Origin of the sequence: Chryseobacterium tructae, assembly GCF_030409875.1 — a bacterium.
GTDB classification, from domain to species: domain Bacteria; phylum Bacteroidota; class Bacteroidia; order Flavobacteriales; family Weeksellaceae; genus Chryseobacterium; species Chryseobacterium tructae.
Map to the genome: position 1 here is coordinate 4,399,235 of NZ_JAUFQR010000001.1, position 19,956 is coordinate 4,419,190.

General features: G+C 35.1%; 13 protein-coding genes and 4 pseudogenes. 6 read left to right on the forward strand and 11 right to left on the reverse strand.

The annotated features are described in order from the left end of the window. Positions 1–124 precede the first annotated feature (124 nt). Positions 125–2,212: an ATP-dependent DNA helicase RecG gene (gene recG, locus QWZ06_RS21790; RefSeq protein WP_290301093.1), complete on the forward strand. Its 2,088-nt coding sequence runs from the start codon at positions 125–127 to the stop codon at positions 2,210–2,212. A gap of 681 nt (positions 2,213–2,893) precedes the next feature. Here the strand turns inward: recG and QWZ06_RS21795 are convergent. The 4 genes and pseudogenes from QWZ06_RS21795 to dapA all read right to left on the reverse strand — a co-directional run bounded on the left by QWZ06_RS21795 (position 2,894) and on the right by dapA (position 5,623). Next, a complete protein-coding gene (locus QWZ06_RS21795; protein WP_290301094.1) occupies positions 2,894–3,253 on the reverse strand; it encodes a response regulator in 360 nt (119 codons plus the stop codon). After that, complete coding sequence (locus tag QWZ06_RS21800; protein WP_290301095.1) at positions 3,246–3,827, reverse strand: helix-turn-helix domain-containing protein; 582 nt, start codon at positions 3,825–3,827, stop codon at positions 3,246–3,248. The genes QWZ06_RS21795 and QWZ06_RS21800 overlap by 8 nt, the downstream gene beginning before the upstream one ends. A gap of 295 nt (positions 3,828–4,122) precedes the next feature. Beyond that, positions 4,123–4,626: a GNAT family N-acetyltransferase gene (locus QWZ06_RS21805; RefSeq protein WP_290301096.1), complete on the reverse strand. Its 504-nt coding sequence runs from the start codon at positions 4,624–4,626 to the stop codon at positions 4,123–4,125. Between the two features lie 125 nt (positions 4,627–4,751). Beyond that, a pseudogene (gene dapA, locus QWZ06_RS21810) lies at positions 4,752–5,623 on the reverse strand (4-hydroxy-tetrahydrodipicolinate synthase). 195 nt (positions 5,624–5,818) lie between these two features. Between dapA and QWZ06_RS21815 the strand changes: the two are divergent. From QWZ06_RS21815 to recO, 4 genes and pseudogenes are all read left to right on the forward strand, one after another. Further along, entirely contained in the window at positions 5,819–6,577 is a 759-nt protein-coding gene (locus tag QWZ06_RS21815; protein WP_290301097.1) for a 5'-nucleotidase C-terminal domain-containing protein, read from the forward strand. Further along, entirely contained in the window at positions 6,577–7,527 is a 951-nt protein-coding gene (locus QWZ06_RS21820; protein WP_290301098.1) for a bifunctional metallophosphatase/5'-nucleotidase, read from the forward strand. Before QWZ06_RS21815 ends, QWZ06_RS21820 begins: the two co-directional genes overlap by 1 nt. Position 7,528: 1 nt before the next feature. Beyond that, positions 7,529–9,783 (forward strand): annotated as a pseudogene (gene porZ / locus QWZ06_RS21825) (type IX secretion system anionic LPS delivery protein PorZ). Beyond that, positions 9,783–10,469, forward strand: a complete 687-nt coding sequence (recO, locus tag QWZ06_RS21835) for a DNA repair protein RecO (RefSeq protein ID WP_290301101.1) — start codon at positions 9,783–9,785, stop codon at positions 10,467–10,469. Before porZ ends, recO begins: the two are co-directional and overlap by 1 nt. 127 nt (positions 10,470–10,596) lie before the next feature. Here the strand turns inward: recO and QWZ06_RS21840 are convergent. The 4 genes and pseudogenes from QWZ06_RS21840 to QWZ06_RS21855 form a co-directional block, all read right to left on the reverse strand. Continuing rightward, positions 10,597–13,265, reverse strand: a pseudogene (locus QWZ06_RS21840) (MGH1-like glycoside hydrolase domain-containing protein). 80 nt (positions 13,266–13,345) lie between these two features. Continuing rightward, a pseudogene (locus tag QWZ06_RS21845) lies at positions 13,346–14,154 on the reverse strand (glucose 1-dehydrogenase). A gap of 72 nt (positions 14,155–14,226) precedes the next feature. Beyond that, positions 14,227–14,703: a GNAT family N-acetyltransferase gene (locus QWZ06_RS21850; RefSeq protein WP_290301102.1), complete on the reverse strand. Its 477-nt coding sequence runs from the start codon at positions 14,701–14,703 to the stop codon at positions 14,227–14,229. A gap of 2 nt (positions 14,704–14,705) precedes the next feature. Next, positions 14,706–15,323, reverse strand: a complete 618-nt coding sequence (locus QWZ06_RS21855; protein WP_290301103.1) for a DUF1684 domain-containing protein — start codon at positions 15,321–15,323, stop codon at positions 14,706–14,708. Positions 15,324–15,455: 132 nt separating this feature from the next. Here QWZ06_RS21855 and QWZ06_RS21860 point away from each other — a divergent pair, with 132 nt between their 5' ends. Continuing rightward, positions 15,456–17,036, forward strand: coding sequence for a GMC family oxidoreductase N-terminal domain-containing protein (locus QWZ06_RS21860; RefSeq protein ID WP_290301104.1), 1,581 nt, complete (start codon positions 15,456–15,458; stop codon positions 17,034–17,036). A 2-nt stretch (positions 17,037–17,038) separates the two neighbouring features. On the opposite strand, the gene QWZ06_RS21865 is transcribed toward QWZ06_RS21860, so the two are convergent. From QWZ06_RS21865 to mqo, 3 genes are all read right to left on the reverse strand, one after another. Further along, positions 17,039–17,905 carry an AadS family aminoglycoside 6-adenylyltransferase gene (locus tag QWZ06_RS21865; RefSeq protein ID WP_290301105.1) on the reverse strand — a complete coding sequence of 289 codons (867 nt, stop codon included), beginning with the start codon at positions 17,903–17,905 and terminating at the stop codon, positions 17,039–17,041. Between the two features lies 1 nt (position 17,906). Beyond that, a complete protein-coding gene (locus QWZ06_RS21870; protein ID WP_290301106.1) occupies positions 17,907–18,308 on the reverse strand; it encodes a hypothetical protein in 402 nt (133 codons plus the stop codon). A 74-nt stretch (positions 18,309–18,382) separates the two neighbouring features. Further along, a complete protein-coding gene (gene mqo, locus QWZ06_RS21875) occupies positions 18,383–19,888 on the reverse strand; it encodes a malate dehydrogenase (quinone) (RefSeq protein ID WP_290301107.1) in 1,506 nt (501 codons plus the stop codon). Positions 19,889–19,956 lie beyond the last annotated feature (68 nt).

Sequence of the window (19,956 nt, forward strand, 5' to 3'; positions counted from 1 at the left end):
TTAAACTTTAATTACCTTATATAAACTAAGACTTTCAATTTTTTTTGGAAGTCTTTTTTATTTTACCGAAATTCGAACCTTTGTTTTTCATACAATATTCGATTCTCGAATCTCAGATAAGAAAATGACTTTAGAAACTTCCATAGAATATGTAAAAGGAATAGGTCCGGAAAGAGCCAAACTCATCAAAAGTGTGTTAGGGCTAACCACTGTAGAAGATATGCTCAACTTCTACCCTCTTCGTTATCTGGATAAAAGTAAAATCTATAAGATTTCTCAGCTTCATGAAGAAACCAGTCAGGAAATTCAATTTAAAGGAAGAATTACACAGGTTCAGGAAATTCAAACTGGAAAAATTAAAAGGCTGACTGCCAAATTCAATGATGATACAGGGAGTATGGATCTTGTATGGTTTCAGTATTCAAAATGGTTAAAAGAGCAACTTCCTATTAATCGTGAGGTCTATATTTTCGGAAAAATCAATGTTTTCAACCGTCAGTTTTCCATGCCCCATCCTGAGATTGAGGTCGAGGAAAAGAAAGAAGGTGAAACCCGACTCAAGCCGATTTATCCAAGTTCTGAGAAACTGACTAAAAGAGGGCTTAACCAAAGGTTTTTTCAAAATGCTTTAAGAAATATCTGCAAAGAGATTCCTAATCTTATTGAAGAGAATTTTCCGGAATATCTGATGAAAACTTTCAAATTTATGTCCAGACAGCATGCTTTCCTTAATGTTCACTTTCCTAAGGATCAGGAACATTTTGATAAGGCAGATTTTAGGCTAAAATTTGAAGAATCTTTCTTTTTTCAATTGGGATATGCCTTAAAAAAGCTTCACCATAAAACACAATCTTACGGCAATCCTTTCCCTATTATAGGTGATCATTTTAATGATTTCTATGAAAATCATCTTCCATTTGAACTTACCGGTGCTCAGAAGAGGGTTTTAAAGGAGATCCGAATGGATATGAAAAGACCTATTCAGATGAACAGGCTTTTACAGGGTGATGTAGGTTCCGGAAAAACTATGGTTGCCTTATTGACCATGCTTATTGCTATGGATAATGGATTCCAAAGCTGTATGATGGCTCCTACTGAAATTTTGGCCCAGCAACATTATAATGGAATAAAAGACTTGCTTGAAAAAACAGGAATCAATGTTCGCTTGTTGACGGGATCCACCAAAGTAAAGGAAAGAAGAATTATTCATGAAGAACTGGAAAATGGTACACTTTCTATTCTTGTAGGAACCCATGCCATTCTGGAGGATAAGGTTAAATTCAAAAATCTTGGCCTCGCTATCATTGATGAGCAACATCGATTCGGAGTAGCACAAAGGGCTAAACTTTGGGCAAAAAATAAGATCCCACCCCATATTCTTGTGATGACAGCAACACCTATTCCAAGGACATTGGCGATGAGCTTTTATTCTGATCTTGATGTTTCTGTGATTGACGAAATGCCTGTTGGAAGAAAACCGATTATTACCGCTCATAGACGAGAGAAAGACAGGTTGTATGTTTATAATTTCTGTAAAGATGAAATTAAAAAAGGAAGACAAGTCTATTTTGTATATCCATTGATTGAAGAATCTGAAACTTTGGATTATAAAAACCTAATGGAAGGGCTGGAACACGTCATGGACTTCTTCTCTGATTACAATGTCACCATGCTGCATGGGAAAATGAAACCGGATGAAAAAGATGCGGCTATGGCTTATTTTGCATCGGGAAAAGCTGAAATTATGGTAGCAACAACTGTGATAGAAGTAGGGGTAAATGTTCCTAATGCTTCCGTAATGGTTATTGAAAGTTCTGAAAGGTTTGGCCTTTCGCAGCTTCATCAGCTTAGAGGACGTGTAGGAAGAGGTGCTGAACAGAGTTATTGCATCCTTATGACTTCTGATAAGCTATCTAAAGAAAGCAGAACTCGTATTAAAACGATGACTGAAACAAATGATGGCTTTAAAATTTCTGAAGTAGATATGCAACTTCGTGGCCCCGGTGATATTTTGGGAACTCAGCAAAGTGGTGTTGTAGATTTTAAAAGGCTGGATCTGGTGAATGATTCTGCGATTATTAAAACAACCAAAAATACGGTTGACAAAATATTGGAAGCAGACCCGATGTTGACAAGACAAGACAATCTGATGATAAAAAATTACTATATAAAGTATTACAAAGGGAAAAACAAATGGAGTAAGATTTCATAAAAAAAAACCACAGAAAAAATATTCCTGTGGTTCCCTTATAAAACTGTTATTTAGAAGAAATTACTTTTGGTCTGCTTAAAAAATTTATTTTAATAGCTCATGCTTAATATTTTGTGATGTGGTGTGAAAATATCTATATATTATTTGAAGATAGCCTTCACTATTAAAATAAATTATAAAAAAACAAAATGAATTATTTTTCCAACTTGCTTATTATAAAAACTAACTGTGTCTAGCTGGAGATGAGGGAATGAAACGAATAAAAATATCTCCAACTATTTCAAGTTTTCATGATTGTACCGTTTTGTTTAAAGATCTTCTATGCTTTAAAATTGGAAATGAATATAACTCATTTTGTTTACATCGTGATTTTATATATTTTCTGTAGAAACAATTACTTTTCATTCATCTGTATCTTCATCTATATATTTAAATTTGTGTCACTGAGTTTACATTTACAAATGTCCGAATATTAACGCTCTTCTTTTTTATATTATTTCAATTATTAGTTATAAAATTTTCACCTTAAAGTGAATATTATACATTAAATAGCTTTTACTTTTCTGAAATAGAAAAGCAAAAAACCATCTATTCATCATACTTTTAGAATAAAGTTATCTTTATTCAATCCTGAAGTATGATACTGCCAGTTTATTGTAATAACATCTGTAAGTACCTTCTTTAAAGTTTCAAATCAGAAGGTTTTCTTATACAGATATTGTTTCCTTTTACGAAGGCTTCCTCAATTTCATTTTCAGAAATATCATCATCATAAATAGCGGTCACCATGTTACTGAACTTTGGGTTGGCTTTTACCTCATCAATACATTCCATGCTGTTTTTTCCGGGAATAGTATATTTAATAAAAACGATCTCGGGAACTACAGCATCTTTATTATTCAGATATTCCATGAGACTTATACCGTTATGGAAACATTGAATTTTTATAGAAATTTTCAGCTCTTTAAATATATTTTTAAAAAAAATTAAAGTATTTTCATCGTTATCTGCTACAATTACGTTCAGAAATTCTTTATTCATACTGCATTTTAGGGTTTATTGCCGTGCTTTGGGCTCTTCTTCTTCTTCCTATGATCTTTTGAAACTGTGAGGGGGTAATTCCTGTCGTATTTTTAAACTGAGTACTTAAATGAGCCACACTCGAATAATTCAGCTTATGAGCAATCTCAGTCAGGCTTTGCTTATTTCTTATAATCAGTGCTTTTGCATGTTCTATTTTCTGGAGAATAATAAAATTCTCTATGGAAGTGTAAGCAACTTCTGAAAACAGATTGGAAAGGTACCCATAACTGTGATTCAGTTTTTCAGAAATATAAATGGATGCTTTTACCGGAATAATTTCTTCGGAAAAGACTAGTTCTACAATGGCATCTTTTATTTTCTGTACCAAAGCTGTTTTCTGGCTTTCTATGATCTCAATACCATAATCTCCAAGATTTTTCTTGAAAAGATTATGTTGTTCTTGCGTAAAGGGTTCATAGAACTCCACCTCACCGAAGTTCAGCAACCGGTATTTCAACCCGTGCTCCTTCAGCTTTTCGTCCAATACCTTTTTACAAAGGGCATTGAAATCAAATTTAACGTACATTTTCATCCTGGTATAAGTAAGCCTATTTTTTTAGTAAATATAACAATTTATTTCAATTAAATGTGAAATAGAAAATATTTTTTTAACATAATATAAATACGCAAAAACTCCTGTATTCGAAAATACAGGAATTTAAACACTAAGGATGAAAAAAATATACTGATAAAAAGCTATGTTAGCTCAAAACCAAGCATATGAATGTATTATTAAATAAGTGATTTGGTTCTGAAACAAAGATGATTCAAAAATAGAAATCACCTGTTATAGAATTACGGGATAAAGTTACAAAATTTTAAGTCAATTATTCGTGAATTAGGAATTCCATTAAGAAATCATCCATTACAAATCCATTCCCAATATCGAATACTCCCTCACCGTAAACCTTGTAGCCTTGGGACTCATAGAAGTTTCTTGCAGCATTATATTTATTTACATTAAGGATAATTCTCTTATTACCGTTTTCAGAAACTTTATCATTTAAAAACTGAAGTGCCTTTTTCCCCAATCCTTTTCCTTTGCTTTCCGGAACCAGATAAATCCGGTGAAGCTTTGTGGTTTTATCTTCATAATGATGTTCATATCCAATAAATCCTTCATAAGAATCATTATTTTCATCTAAAATCAGATAATAATGATAGTTGGGATTCTGAAGATGACTTCCAATCTCTTGTTCCGAATACATTTCAGAAAGCATATATTCCATTTGTTCTTCTGAAAGGATTTCTGCATAGGCATTTTTCCATGACCTTTTTGCCAGATCCTGAATCAAGGGAATATCCTCCCTTGTTGCTTGTATTAATTTCATATTTTATGGATTATGATTAAAAAAAGTGAAAAGCCTGAACTTTTCACTTTTATATTTGATTAATGATTTTTCCCGTTAAATAGTTGAAATACATAAAGAACTTCAACGTTTAGCGTTTTCATCCATTAAATGTTTGCCATTTCAGCTTTAATTTTTGCATAAAGTCCTTCTGATGCCTGAACTAATGGAAGTCTCAGATAATTTTTGATAATTCCTTTTTCAGTAAGTACTACTTTAATTCCGCAAGGGTTACCTTCTGCAAAAATCAATCGGGTAATTTCAACCAGTTTATTGTGAATCTCATAAGCTTCTTTTATTTTACCATCAAAAGCCAACTGTACCATAGTTGAGAATTCTTTTGGATACCCCTGTCCTATCACAGAAATCACACCATTTCCACCTGCTAATGTTACAGGAAGTGTAAATTCATCATCTCCGGAAACCAACGAGAAGCCTTCCGGTTTTTTTCTAAGAATGTCAAAATACTGCAAGATATTTGGTGCAGCTTCTTTAATCATTAATAGATTCGGGAATTCTTTGCAAGACGAATTGTTGTATCTGCATCAATATTTTGTCCTGTTCTGGATGGAACATTGTAGATGATAATATTTTTACCCGTAGAAGCTAATGCTTTATAATGTTGGTAAAGACCTTCCTGGTTTGGCTTATTATAATATGGAGACACAGAAAGTACAGCTTCAAATGCAGAAAGATCTGCTTCTTCAATCTGTTTCTTGACCTCAAGAGTATTGTTACCGCCTATTCCTAAAACTAAAGGAAGACGTTTATTATTCACCTTAATGATATGCTCAATTACCTGTTTCTTCTCATCATCAGAAAGCGTTGCGGCTTCAGCCGTAGTTCCTAATACTACCAAATAATTGGTTCCGTTATCAATGTTATAATCAATCAGTTTTGTTAAACTGTCGAAGTCAACGGATAAATCTTCATTAAAGGGTGTTACCAACGCAACACCTACTCCTTTTAAAATGCTCATCTGTTCGAATTATTTTTGCCAAATTTAATCATTTACAATAAGAATTTATAATAAATAATAATGTTTTATTATACATATAGTTATATTTGCATATACTAAAAGATATTATGAAATCGCTATACCTTAGATTGTTTACAAAAACATTGAAATAACCAGCGATTGCATATGACCTTTATAAAAAATAATTTACAGCATATGAAAAATAAATTCTTGTTACTAGGAATTGCTCTGGCATCTCTTACTGCATGCAAAACGGCTTCTACGCCGCAGCTTGTGAATGTAAAGACCCAGAAGAATATTTCTATTAATAATGAGCTAAAGAATGATGAGGAGTTTGTAAAATTTATTGAACCTTATAAGCAAAAATTGGATAAAGAGATGAACCAAAAAATCTCACATACCAATACAGACCTTACCAAACAGGGAGATAACAGCAATCTGGGGAATCTTTTAGCAGATTATACACTTGAAGGAGGTGATGAATGGACAAAAACCCATCTTAAACAAAATGTAGATGCAGCTCTAATTAATATTGGAGGAATTCGTACCACTATTGGGAAGGGCGATATTATGCTGAAAAATCTTTTTGAGGTAATGCCTTTCGAAAATGAACTGATCATTGTAAAGATGAAAGGAGCAGATTTATCGGGGCTTTTTCAATATTACGCAAAAACACAGGTGAACAATCCGGTTTCCCATTTATATATTGAAACGAAAAACGGACAATTAACCCAATCTTTAATTAACGGAAAAGAAGTAGATCCGGGGAAAGACTACTACATTGCCACTTCAGACTATCTTGCTCTGGGAGGTGACAATATGAGTTTCTTTGCAAAAGGAGAATCAATTCCTACAGGAATTAAACTTAGAGATTTATACATTGATTATTTCAAAAGAAATCCTGAGATCGTTTCTCCTACAGATGTACGTTTAAATTTTATCGGTAAAAAGTAATGGATAGAAAAAGTTTTTTAAAAGCAATAGGTGGTGGATCTTTAGCAATGGCTTTAGCTCCCAATATGATGATGGCGGAAGAATTAAAAATTCTTGACTTAAAGTCTGCAAATAAACTAACCATTCTTCATACCAATGACCAGCACAGCAGAATAGAACCTTTTGATGCAAGTTATACAAAAAATCCTAATCAGGGAGGTTTTGCAAGAAGAGCCAGCTTAATTCAGCAAATCAGAAATCAGGAAAGCAATGTTTTGCTTCTTGATTCAGGAGATATCTTTCAGGGAACGCCTTATTTTAACTTTTTTGGTGGTGAGCTGGAGTTCAAATTAATGTCCATGATGAAGTATGATGCTTCTACCATGGGAAATCACGATTTTGATAATGGGCTTGAAGGCTTTTTAAAAGTTCTCCCCAATGCACAGTTTCCTTTTATCTGTTCAAATTATGATTTTAAAAATACCATTCTGGACGGAAAAACATCTCCATATAAGATTTTTAACAAAAACGGAATCAAAGTTGGGATTTTTGGAGTAGGCATTCAATTGGATGGGCTGGTAGGTAAAAAGCAATATGCAGAAACGGTTTATTCTAACCCGATTGAGGTAGCACAACATTATTCAAACTTTTTAAAAAAAGAGCAGAAATGTGATCTTGTCATTTGTCTTTCACATATTGGATATGATTACAAAGATGAACCGAATAAAATAAGTGATAAAATTTTAGCTGCCAGCACAGAAAATATTGACATTATTCTGGGTGGGCATACTCATACATTCTTACCAGAACCTCAGACATTCACCAACAGACAGGGCAAAAATGTTCTTGTTAACCAAGTGGGATGGGCAGGGCTTCTTTTGGGTAGAATAGATTTTTATTTTGATACAAACAAAAACATACAACATATTTCCTGGAATAACCAGGCGATTGACAGCAGCATAATAGCATAACATGAAAAAACTCTCTCTAATTTCTCTTGGTATTTTAGCCTCTCTGCAGTTTACAAAAGCGCAGATCATTTCGTCAAAAAAATGGGCAGATCTCTTTTCTTATAATAATGTCTTAGCGATGAAGGAAGACAATGGGAAAATTGTAGCTGCTACAGAAAACGGGATATTTTATTATACCATATCAACAGGAGAAATTACGAAGTTGTCTAAAGCAAATGGTCTTCATAATATAGGGATAACAGCCTTTGATTATGATCCCAAAAGTAAAACAGCGCTTATTGGTTATGAAAACGGTGCCATAGATGTAGTAACATCTAATGAAGTAAAATATATTGTTGATATTCCTATTGCTGCAGGCTATAATGGAAATAAAAAAATTAATCATATCTCTATTTCTGGAGATAAAGCAGCAATTTCCGTAGGGTATGGAGTATCTATTTTTAATATAAAAAAGAAAGAATTTGGAGATTCTGCATTTTTCCTGAGTGGTGGCGTATTTGAAGCCAGTAATGAAGCTACAATTTTCGGGAACAAGGTATATTCTGTAACGAACTCTGGTTTGAAGAGCCATGAAATGAATAATACTTTCCCGGCATATTCTACATGGGTGACTGAGATTCCCGGAGCATTCAAACATATCGACTCTGAATCAGAATTAGCATTTTCTTCTGCTACGGCTGCATTCATCTACAATAATGGAGCTCCTATACAATTACCGATCAACCTTGCAAATATTAAGGATGTGGTTGTAACAGATAGTAATATCGTAGTTACAGACAGCAGAGTATATACTTTTGGACTTAATGGAACTTATGCTAATGCTGTAGATTTTGGAGAGCAATGTAACACCTCTATCGTAGCAGGTGGAAGACTATTTGGAGGAACTGTATTATCAGGAATAAAGGATGAAAGTAATCATACTTATAAACCGTCAGGTCCTCATTTTAATTTTGCTCATAAAATAAGCCTATATGAGAATAACCAGATTCTGGTTTCCAGTGGTGCAAGAGCCGGAAGATATAACTTCCCTGTAGACAATCCTAAAAGACCTGGTTTTTATTATTTTAATGGCACAGAATGGATCTATCCTTCTTATTTTAATACATTTCCAGGAGAAATAGATATTTTAGATGCTATTTTAAACCCTCTTGATCATAGTGAAGTACTCTTCACCAATTATACTATGCTAAATCAGGGAATTTATAAACTAAAATACAATACAACCAATAAAGATTTTGATTTTGTAAAACGCTATAGCGTACAAGCTACAGATTATAGCCGACGAACTGTAGGTCTTGCTACCGATACAAAAAATAATATTTTTGCAACTTTTGCTTTTAATGATGGTGGCCCAGCGGTAGCCATGTATGATAAAGCTACCGATGATTTTGTTCTTAAAGTTTTTGCTTTCAAAAGCCCTGCAGTACAAAAGCCGGTAGCATATGAAAATATGTTATGGATTCCTTTACCAAGAGCTAACTCTTTTTGGGTATATGATTATAAAGACGCGGTCAACCTTTCCGATGATACAGATTATATACTAAAGGAATCAAATGGGTTTTCAGCTAATGCAGCAGGTTCAATATGTGTAGCTTTTAGTAAATCAGGAGATGCATGGATTGGTACAGACAGTGGCCTAAGAATTTTATCTAATGCTGCTAAAGAAATAAAAAGCCCAGAACCTAAAGTTGAGCCAATCATTATAGAGCAAAACGGTCTTGGTGAGGAACTTTCAGAGATTCGAGTATTCTTCAGGTGGAAGTGGATGCAGGAGATTACAAATGGGTTTCTATAGAAGGTGGTGGTGTTTATTATCTTTCAGCAGATGGCCAAAAGACCATAAAACACTTTACCATGGAAAATTCTCCTCTTCCTACCAATAGTGTTACCGATATAAAGGTCGATAGAAAAACAGGAAAGGTATATTTTGTAACGTATAATGGGATTGTAACCTATCAGGGAGATGTATCTGATGTAACTTCCGGTTTCGGAGATGTAGTAGTGTATCCTAATCCTGTTGTGTATTCTAATTTCAAAGGAAAAGTTACCATCAAAGGATTGGCAGAGAAAACCAACATCAGAATTACGGATGCTGCAGGAAATGTTGTACATTCGGCAGTAGCGCGAGGAGGTTATTATGAATGGGATCTTAATAATCAGAAAGGTACCAGAGTGGCATCAGGAATTTACTTTGTATTAATGACCAATGAAGATGGTTCTGATAAAGCGACAGCCAAGATAGGCGTAGTCAATTAATGAATACACAAAACTGTTTTTTACTTTCATTCATCAAATATGGGGAGAACGATGCAGTGTTGCATTGTTTTACTGAAGAGGATGGTTTTCAGTCTTATTTTCTAAAAGGAATTTATTCCAGAAAAAATAAAAAGAAAGCCTTCCTACAACCCTTGAATAAACTTAACTTCTCCATTAGCCCTGTAAGAGGTAATGGAATACCCACGATCTCAAAATTTGAACTTGTAAAAAGTAATGATGTGTCTGCCGATATCAAGGCCGGTACTGTCATATTCTTTATTGCAGACTTTTTGAATCAGGTTTTAAGACTTGAAAATAAAAATCCTACTATTTTTCTGAGTATAGAAAGCTTTATTCATGAACTTGAACAGCAAAACTATCAGTGTCATTTGTTGTTTTTGCTTGTCATATTAAAAGTACAAGGTGTTGCTCCATTAATAGATGAAGGCAACTTTTTAGATCCGGAAACCGGAACATTCTCTCCAATTCTAGCCCATCAGCTCTTCAATGAAGAAATATCTATAATCTGGAAGAACATCATCAGTGCTGAAAATCTTTACAGTGTAAAAATACATTCTTCCTTAAGAAAAGATTTTCTGGACAGTCTATTGGTATATTACCATTACCATATTACAGATTTTAAAAATCCTACATCATTGGAAGTCATTCAACAGATATTTGAATAATATAAAGGCAAAGAAAGCTGATTGATAAAGTATAAAAGACAACTTACAGTATTTCCCATATATGTTTTTGTTTTTTACAACCTCATCTATAGAAGTATTCTTCACTATTTCAGCTTCCTCAACCTTTTTAATTTTTTTTATCTTCTTCAACATCTTCGGGCATTTCTGTTTCAGATTCAGCGATCTCTTTTTTGGAAAACCTTGGCTGTAGTATTTTGGCAATAAGTCCTGTCCAGCCTGTTTGATGAGACGCTCCTACTCCACGACCATTATCCCCATGAAAATATTCATAGAATAGAATATAATCCTTAAAGTCAGGATCGGATTGAAATCTTTCATACTGGCCATGAACAGGTCGTTTCCCGTTTTCATCTTTCAAGAATATCTTAGCCAGCCTTTTGTTTAAAGAATCTGCAATCTGATCCAAATTCGAATATTTTCCACTTCCGGTAGGATATTCAACCAGAAAATCCGGGCTATAATAAAAGAAAAACCGCTGAAGACTATCAATAATCAGGAAATTGATAGGAAACCAAACCGGGCCTCGCCAATTGCTGTTTCCTCCAAACAATCCACTATCACTTTCTGCTGGAGTATACCTTACACTATAATCGGTTTCATTGAGATTTATTGTATAGGGATTCTGTTCATATTCCTTAGAAAGTGCTCTTACTCCATATTCACTTAGGAATTCATCGGGATTCAGCATTCTGGCCAGCAATCTTTTTAATCGATGTCCTCGCAACAAAGATAAAAGATGTTTAGAATCCTGCCCTTTCACTTCCCATCTTGAAACTAATGCTGCTAATTCCGGTTTATTATCCAGTACCCATTTCATTCTTTCTTGAAATTAGGTAAACTTTCTAACATTTCGTCATCTATCACCTCAACAGCAAACATGGGAATTAATCCTACAATCGTTCTTAATCGTAAATACATATGAGTACCATCATTGGAAGCAATAGCATCATAAAAGAATTCATCTTCTTCATCCCATAGGCTAAATTTTTCATCCCCCATATTATCTAATGAATTGGCAATGGCCAGAAAATGCTCAAAAAATTTCATCGCCATTTCTTCATACACATTATTATACAAGGCCAGTTCCAATGCAATCCGCATCATATTCAGGGCAAACATGGCCATCCAACTTGTTCCGTCCGACTGCTCCAACTGTTCTCCATTGGGTAAAACGGAATTTCTATCAAAAACACCTATATTATCAAGCCCTAAGAATCCCCCTTCAAAAATATTATTTCCATTGATATCTTTTTTATTGACCCACCAGGTAAAGTTCATCAACAGCTTTTGAAAAGCACTTTCTAAAAATTCCAGATCTGGCTTTTCTTTTAAATATTCATCTATTTTAAATACTCTGAAAACTGCCCATGCATGTACCGGAGGATTCACATCACTAAAATTCCATTCATAAGCAGGAAGCTGCCCGTTGGGATGCATATACCATTCAAACAGAAAAAGTTTAAGCTGATGCTTCGCAAAATCCGGATCAATTAATGAAAAGCTGATGGTATGAAAAGCGAGATCCCAGGTTGCATACCATGGATACTCCCACTTGTCGGGCATAGAAATAATATGCTCATTATTAAGATGCTTCCAATCATAATTTCTTATTTTTTCCCGGGATTTAGGCGGGGGCATTTCTGCCGGATCACCTTTCAGCCATTTTTCGACATTATAATGGTAAAACATTTTATTCCAAAGCATTCCGGCAAATGCCTGTCTTTGTATTAATTTTTCATCCTCGGACTTAATTCCTTTCTGTATATCAGCATAAAACTCATCTGCTTCTTTATGTCTTGCCTCAAAAGTAGATTCAAAATCACTAAATGGATCTTTTAATTCCTTATCAGAAATCCTGAATTCATATACTTTGGATTCTTTAGCTTTAAAATAATCATCAATAAAAAAAGAAGCTTTTGTCCCTGTATTGCTAGGGTTGATTGATTGAGAATTGCCGGTAAGAATAAAATCATTGATCCCGTCTTTACAATATCCTGACCCATTGGAAGACTGATAAAGCCTTTGATTATTGGTCTCATTATCACAAAATAAGGTCTTTAAAGATTGTTTTGCATACATATTCTTTACTTCAAGATCCTGATGATTGATCCTTATATGATTGGCTTCCTCAGCAGATAATTGAGGTTTGTAGTCATCATATCCCCAATTCCAAGTATTTCTAAACCAGATTGTCGGTAAGATGACGAGAGCTGCATCCTTTTCGGCTTTATTAACAATGGTTAGTCTAACAAGAATATCGTTCTGACTTTCTTTCACATATTCAATAAAAATATCAAAGTATTCGTTCTGTTCAAGAATTCCGGTATCGATTAATTCATACTCAGGTTCATTTTTGCTTCTTTCAGCATTGGTATTAATCAAATCATCATAAGGAAAAGCATTTTGAGGATACTTATACAACATCTTCATATAAGAATGAGTAGGTGTTGAATCCAGATAATAAAAATACTCCTTTACATCTTCTCCATGATTGCCTTGTCCATTGGTAAGTCCAAAGAACCGCTCTTTAATCATTTTATCTTTTTTATTCCAGAAACCAACAGAAAAAACAAGCTTTTGAAGATCATCACAGATGCCACAGATGCCTTCCTCACCCCATCGATACGTTTTGGCTTCCGCTGTATCATGGCTGGTATAGTTCCATGCATCACCATTTTCACTGTAATCTTCACGAACAAGCCCCCATTCACGATTACTGACGTAAGGTCCCCATTTTTTCCATGAAATATCCGAAACTCTCTGTTTTTCTGACATAAGCGTTAATTATGAGTAATAAGTAATTTGTTATAAAATGTATTGATAACAATAATTCTTAAACTTTAAACCAAAAAATCCTATCCACCTGTAGAGAAACTCTCAAACGTAGTCATTCCTCCATCAACGAAAATACTGGTACCGGTAATATAATCAGCAAGATCACTGGCCAAAAATGCAGCCAGATTTCCTATATCCTGTGGTTGTCCGATTCTGTTATAAGGAATAAGTGTGAGAAGTGAATTGAGTGCTTCCGGTGTACTCCATGCATCTTTATTGATGGGTGTTTGGATCGCTCCCGGACAAATAGAATTAACACGGATTTATCTGCTCCATATTCCTGAGCTAAAGTCTGCATCAGCATTCTGATTGCTCCTTTACTGGAAGCATAATTTGCATGCCCTGCCCAGGGAATAATTTCGTGTACAGAACTGATATGAATAATTTTTCCACAGGCAATAGAACGAGATGGATCTATTCCTCTGCGGAGAAATTCCTTAATCGCTTCCCTCGCACAAAGAAACTGCCCGGTAAGGTTAATTCCTATTACAGCGTTCCATTGGTCTAAAGTCATTTCAGTAAACTTAGCATCTTTCTGAACTCCGGCATTATTGACCAAAATGTCTACAGTTCCAAATTCCGAAATGACATTCTGAAACATCTTAATCACCTGATCTTCCTGAGAAACATCACATTGATATGTAATTCCCTGTCCTCCCGCCTCTGTAATTTCTTTCAATACAGATTGGGCTTCACCCTGAGATCTTGGTGAAGAATGATTAACAATAACAATGGCGCCTGCTGAAGCTAATGATTTTGCAATGCCGGAACCAATGCCACTGGAAGCTCCTGTAACTACTGCAACCTGATTGTGAAGTGATATTTCCATATTTGTAAATTGATGTTACTCAAAGTTATGGAAAGAAATCAGCAGTAAAAAGATTATAATTTTAAAATTTTATTAAAGTTTTTTATGCATAAGGTATTGAGGCCCGCTTCTTCCGACTCTCGTTTTACCATCATAGATATAACCTGCCTTCAAATAGATATGATATGCTGAATCATTTTTCTGATTAACAGCCAAAACGATTTCATCACAATGTTTAAAATGATCTCTTACAAATTCATCTAGTTTCATCATTGCTACCTTTCCTATTCCCTTGCCCTGCATATCGGGATTTACAGATAAAGATCTCACTAAAACGGAATTTTTATTATCTGTAAGCTCAAATTTATCCTCACCAAAATCAAGTACAAAGAAGCCTGCAGCTGTAGTATCAAACAGGATGGTAACAGGAAACGCATCATGTCCATTCCTTTCCCCAATATTTTTCAGGGCTTTGTCTACTGTAGCAGTAAAACGCTGCTGTTCTTCATCTAAACCATAGCTAAGCTCAGAAAGATGTTTTTCAGGCCTAAAAAATTCTAACCTTACCATAATTAGTGGTGATAAATATCTTCATACATTACCCCTGCCCGTATTTCTATCGGAAGTTTATTTTCCTCAGGAACAATAGGGCAATTATAATCGTAAGCATTATAAGCGCAATATGGATGATAAGACTGGTTAAAGTCAAGAACAATGGTATTTCCTTTTGGAATTTTCAGATCCAGGTACTTTCCACCGCCATATGTTTCTTTTTCATTCGTTGCATCGCGGAATGGCAGAAAAAGGTCATTTTTATATTTTTCCTGTTTGATCAGACCCAGGCTTTGATACAATGTTAATGTATAAGGCTTTCCATCAAATTGGAATGTTGCTTTTCCGTATTCTCTATAGGATTTTGTTTTTCCTGAAGACGTTGGCAATTCAAAAGGCTGAGGATTTTTAGTCTTAACAAATGTAGCGATCACACGATATTTCATATCAATCGGAAAAAATGGATGCTTTTTAAAATTCTTAAAATTATCTCCACGTAAAGGAGTTTCCTTTGGATCCAGGTATTCTTTATCAAGATCTTTTTGGAATTTTTTTACCGCGATTATTTCTTTAGAATCTATTTTTTGTGAAAAGACCAATAGGGGTAACAGTAAAAAGATCAAAATATATTTTTTCATGCGCTTTTAAATTATAAGTAAAACTATGAATTTTCAGAGTATGAAAAGTTAAAACTATACTAAAAAAGCATAATCTGTTTTAAATAAAATCCTGCCTTACAAACATAGCATGCTTTTTGACCTCCACAGCCCATGGATAGAAAGAGTTTCATCAAAACGGGCTTACTTGCCGTTTCAGGTTTTTATTTTCTGCAATCGGATCTTCTTCAAGCTGCTGAACGAAGAACCAACAAGGTAAAAGAAACTGTAGATGCTCCTATTATTATCGTTGGAAGTGGCTATGGGGGTGCTGTCTCGGCTTTGCGTCTCTGTGAAGCCGGAAAGAAAGTTGTTTTACTGGAAATGGGGCTTAATTGGGAAAAAGCAAAAATTCCTTTTTCTAACCTTTTGAAACCTGGGAAAAGTTCAGCTTGGCTTAAAAAGAAAAGCATTGCTCCTTTCATGAATTTATTTTCTCTGACTCCTTTTACCGGAACCCTGGATCGTCTGGACTTTGAGAACATTAACATTTGGGTAGGAAGGGGTGTGGGCGGAGGTTCATTGGTTAACGGCGGAATGGCAGTCACTCCCAAAGAAAGTTACTTTAAAGAGGTTTTCCCTCATCTTAATGTTGATAAGTTTTATAGTTATTATTTTCCTCTGGTACGAGAGGAACTCAAAGTAAATGTGATTGATGAACAATTCTTAAAAGACTGTCCCTATTATAAATTCACCAGAGTAGGTGAAGAAGAAGCCCATAAAGCAGGATTCAAAACCATACGGGTACCCAATGTATATGATTTTAAATATATGGAAAAAGAATTTCGAAATGAAGTTCCCCGCTCTGCCCTTAACACGGAAGTCATTTATGGAAATAATCATGGAAAAAACAGTTTAGATAAAACCTATCTGAAAAAAGCACTGGCAACCGGAAATCTTGAAATACTGGATCTTCATTGTGTTGATCATATTAAACTGAATGATGATAAAAGCTACACATTACATGTTCATCAAATTGACACCTCAGGAAATAATGTTGCAGATAAAGTTTTCAATTGTAAAAAACTGATTCTCTCTGCCGGAACTATGGGAACCCTACAACTTCTGTTACATTCCAATGCAGTAAATAACCTTCCAGTTCATGAAAAAATCGGAAAGAATTGGGGAAACAATGGCAATTTTATGACTGGTAGAAACTGGGTAAAGCCATTATCCGGAGGCACAGGTTCTAAACAATCTACAATTCCTGTGGGCGGAATAGATAACTGGGATGATAAAGACCATCCATTTTTCACTGAAATTGCTCCTTTGCCGATGGGAATGGATGTCGCTACGGCATTATATTTACTCATCAACAGAGTAGATAAAAAAGGTGAAGTGCTTTATGATACTATTAATCAGAAGATGATCTTGAATTGGGATGAAAGCAATACCGTCAAAATGAGAGAGAATGCCAAATATTTTATCCGAAAAATGAATAACGCCAATGGGGGTACCAGAAGTCATCTGTTATTCAAGAATGGTTTTGGAGCAGATATTTGTTATCATCCACTTGGCGGCTGTGTTTTAGGTGAAGCCACCAATGAATTTGGAAAACTAAAAGATCATGAGAACCTGTATGTATTGGATGGCTCTTTAATTCCCGGAACAATTGGAGTCAATCCGTTTGTAACGATTACAGCCATCGCAGAATATTGTATTGAAAATCTCATCAAACAAAAGGAGTTTTCTTGAAATTAAGGAATGGCTTTTACTTCGGTAAGATAGTTCCGGATATCATTTTCGAGCCGAAGAGGATAGGTAAAATGTAATCTTTCTGCTAAAACTTTTCCAAGTTCATGGACAAGATCAGCAAAAGCAAACAAGGCCGTCCAGTTTTCCTCAATATCACTTCCTGAAAAAGTAGCTTCTACCCTATTCCATAATTCTGGAGAAAGATATTTTTTGAAGAGTCTTCCGTGTTTGTTGGTGGTTATATTATTCCAGTCATAGGAGCTTGCAATATACCATTCGATTAAAGGAACTAAGTAATCTGTCCTCAATATATTTTCAGACATGAATTTAGCATAGAAAAGATCTCCTCTTTTAAGACATTTTGCCACATAAGTTGTATCCCACCAAAAATCATTAAGCAACTGAGAAAATTTCTTTTCTGTTGGCTGATGGATCATAATAGATTGATACGTGGGATTCTTTATATCTTTCGTAAGACTATCTTTATCAATCAAAACTTTATATCCCAGATCCCAATCATCAGGAAGTACTTCCTCCTGAACTTCCTTACAAAATTCAGAGACCTGGTACAGTTTGAAATCCACTTTTATATGGTCTTTGTACAACACCATCTTCATGGCATGTTTTCCATCAAAGACGGTATCATTTTCTTCGATCATGGAAATGGGTTCTCCAAAAAGCTGAATCCATTCATGATGGTCTTCGTAAGCCTGTCTGCTTTCAAAAACGAGTTCTACATCAAGGTCACTAAAGTCATCTACCGGAGCATAGGGATTTACCAGTGAGCTGGTTAAAAGAACAGCCCGGACATCCGGATTGTTTTCTGCCCAATGAATAATTTGTTCCAGCTTTTCGTCCCTTACTTTCATATCAATAAGATTCTGATATTTTTACACGATAGACATCTGAGGAATTTCTTTTTATAGATTCCACAAAAAAGCCACCCTCTTCAGGGATCACTTCTTTAAGATCGAAACTTTTACAATCCTTTGGTAATCCTGAAAAGATTAAAGTAAACCAAAAATCCTGCATAAAAGGTACAGGCGTCCAGTAAGGAGAAATTGAAATATTCTCCGCATGAATCAGTTTACTTCTATGCTCAGACTGGTTATCAAAAAGATAGGTTGAATGCCAGATCCTGATCAGATTTCCTAAAAATGGAGAGGCAGGAAAACAGCAGTGCACGATCACCTGTTTCTCTTCTTCTACTTTTGTCTGAAGAGCTTCCAGGAGTTCTTTTGCAATGACCGGCTTTATAACGATTTCTTCCAACTTTATAAGCAATAAGTGATGAGCAATGAATAATGCTGTTTATGCTGCTTATTATTCATTGCTCATTATTAATATTAGTATTCTAATTCTAGCTTTTCCTTCGTATATTCTCTTACTTTTTCAGTAAGCTCAGGATTCTCTGCCAGTTTTTGGCCATATGACGGAACCATTTCCTGCAATTTGTCTTTCCATTCTCCGTGAAGCTTCTCAGGGAAACATTTTTCAATAACGTTAAGCATTGCCTGTACTGCTGTGGATGCTCCCGGTGATGCTCCTAATAAAGAAGCAATTGTACCGTTTTTATTCACTACTACTTCAGTTCCGAATTCCAGTTTTCCTCCTAGTTTATCATCTTTTTTAATGATCTGAACTCTTTGGCCTGCTACTTTCAATTCCCAATCATCTTCTTTAGCATCTTTAATAAACTCTCTTAAATGCTGCATTCTTTGCGATTTGGTCATTGCTACCTGCTGGATAAGATATTTAGTCAAGGGAAGATTATGCCACCATGCCCCAAATAAAGATTTTAAATTTTTGGTATTAACGCTTTCTGGCAAATCCAGATAGCTTCCTTCTTTAAGGAATTTTGTAGAAAATCCTGCGAAAGGGCCAAAAAGAAGTGCTTTTTGACCATCGATGATTCTAAGGTCAAGGTGAGGAACAGACATTGGCGGAGCATCTACTGTTGCTTGTGTGTATACTTTAGCCTGGTGTTTTTCTACCAATTCTTGATTATGAGTAACCAACCATTGTCCGGAAACCGGAAAACCTCCATATCCTTCACTCTCTTTAATATCTGAACTATCCAATAGTGGAAGCGCATATCCTCCGGCACCAATGAATACAAAGTCTGCAGTCACCTCTTGTTTATGGCTGTGGATTCTGTCCTTTACCTTCATATCCCATTTTCCATCTTCCCTAGGGCTAATATCTTTTACTTCGTGATATAAGAATACTTCAACTTTTGAATCCTCTAAAAGGTGTCTTCCCATTTTTCTGGTCAATGTTCCAAAGTTAACATCAGTTCCCATATCCATTTTGGTAGCCGCCATTACTTCAGACTTATTTCTTTTGCTCATGACCAATGGGATCCATTCTCTCAGCTTATCATGATCTGTAGAAAATTCCATTCCGGAAAAAAGAACAGATTCAGACATTTTATCATGACGTTTTTTAAGATACTCAGCATCTTTTTCACCAAATACCAAGCTCATGTGTGGGCAAGAGTTGATAAAATCTTTTGGTTCCTGGATATATCCTTTCGTTAGTAAATATGCCCAAAACTGTTTTGAAATTTCAAACTGCTCAGCGATACTTTCTGCTTTCTTGATATCAATAGTACCATCCGGATTTTCCGGTGTATAATTTAGCTCACAAAATGCGGAGTGACCTGTTCCGGCGTTGTTCCAAGCTGCTGTACTTTCTTTAGCAAACCTTCCTAATCTTTCGAAGATGGCAATTTCAAGTTTTGGATCAAATTCATGAAGCAGCGTGGCTAAAGTAGCGCTCATGATTCCGCCCCCTATCAGTACAACGTCGTATTTAGGTTTCGGTGTTCTGCTTGTAAGCGATTGTGACATAATTTTAAATTTTAGTTCAAATTTCGGGAAAAGTTTTAAAAAGAGAAACGCGTTTAACGATTTTAACA

Excerpts from the sequence above, each read along its gene's own strand:
- QWZ06_RS21855 (WP_290301103.1), bottom strand. The coding sequence starts at position 15,323 with ATGAAAAAATATATTTTGATCTTTTTACTGTTACCCCTATTGGTCTTT.
- QWZ06_RS21865 (WP_290301105.1), bottom strand. The coding sequence starts at position 17,905 with ATGAAAGTAAGGGACGAAAAGCTGGAACAAATTATTCATTGGGCAGAA.
- QWZ06_RS21820 (WP_290301098.1), top strand. The coding sequence starts at position 6,577 with ATGGATAGAAAAAGTTTTTTAAAAGCAATAGGTGGTGGATCTTTAGCA.
- QWZ06_RS21805 (WP_290301096.1), bottom strand. The coding sequence starts at position 4,626 with ATGAAATTAATACAAGCAACAAGGGAGGATATTCCCTTGATTCAGGAT.
- recO (WP_290301101.1), top strand. The coding sequence starts at position 9,783 with ATGAATACACAAAACTGTTTTTTACTTTCATTCATCAAATATGGGGAG.
- QWZ06_RS21860 (WP_290301104.1), top strand. The coding sequence starts at position 15,456 with ATGGATAGAAAGAGTTTCATCAAAACGGGCTTACTTGCCGTTTCAGGT.
- QWZ06_RS21795 (WP_290301094.1), bottom strand. The coding sequence starts at position 3,253 with ATGAATAAAGAATTTCTGAACGTAATTGTAGCAGATAACGATGAAAAT.
- mqo (WP_290301107.1), bottom strand. The coding sequence starts at position 19,888 with ATGTCACAATCGCTTACAAGCAGAACACCGAAACCTAAATACGACGTT.
- recG (WP_290301093.1), top strand. The coding sequence starts at position 125 with ATGACTTTAGAAACTTCCATAGAATATGTAAAAGGAATAGGTCCGGAA.
- QWZ06_RS21800 (WP_290301095.1), bottom strand. The coding sequence starts at position 3,827 with ATGAAAATGTACGTTAAATTTGATTTCAATGCCCTTTGTAAAAAGGTA.
- QWZ06_RS21815 (WP_290301097.1), top strand. The coding sequence starts at position 5,819 with ATGAAAAATAAATTCTTGTTACTAGGAATTGCTCTGGCATCTCTTACT.
- QWZ06_RS21850 (WP_290301102.1), bottom strand. The coding sequence starts at position 14,703 with ATGGTAAGGTTAGAATTTTTTAGGCCTGAAAAACATCTTTCTGAGCTT.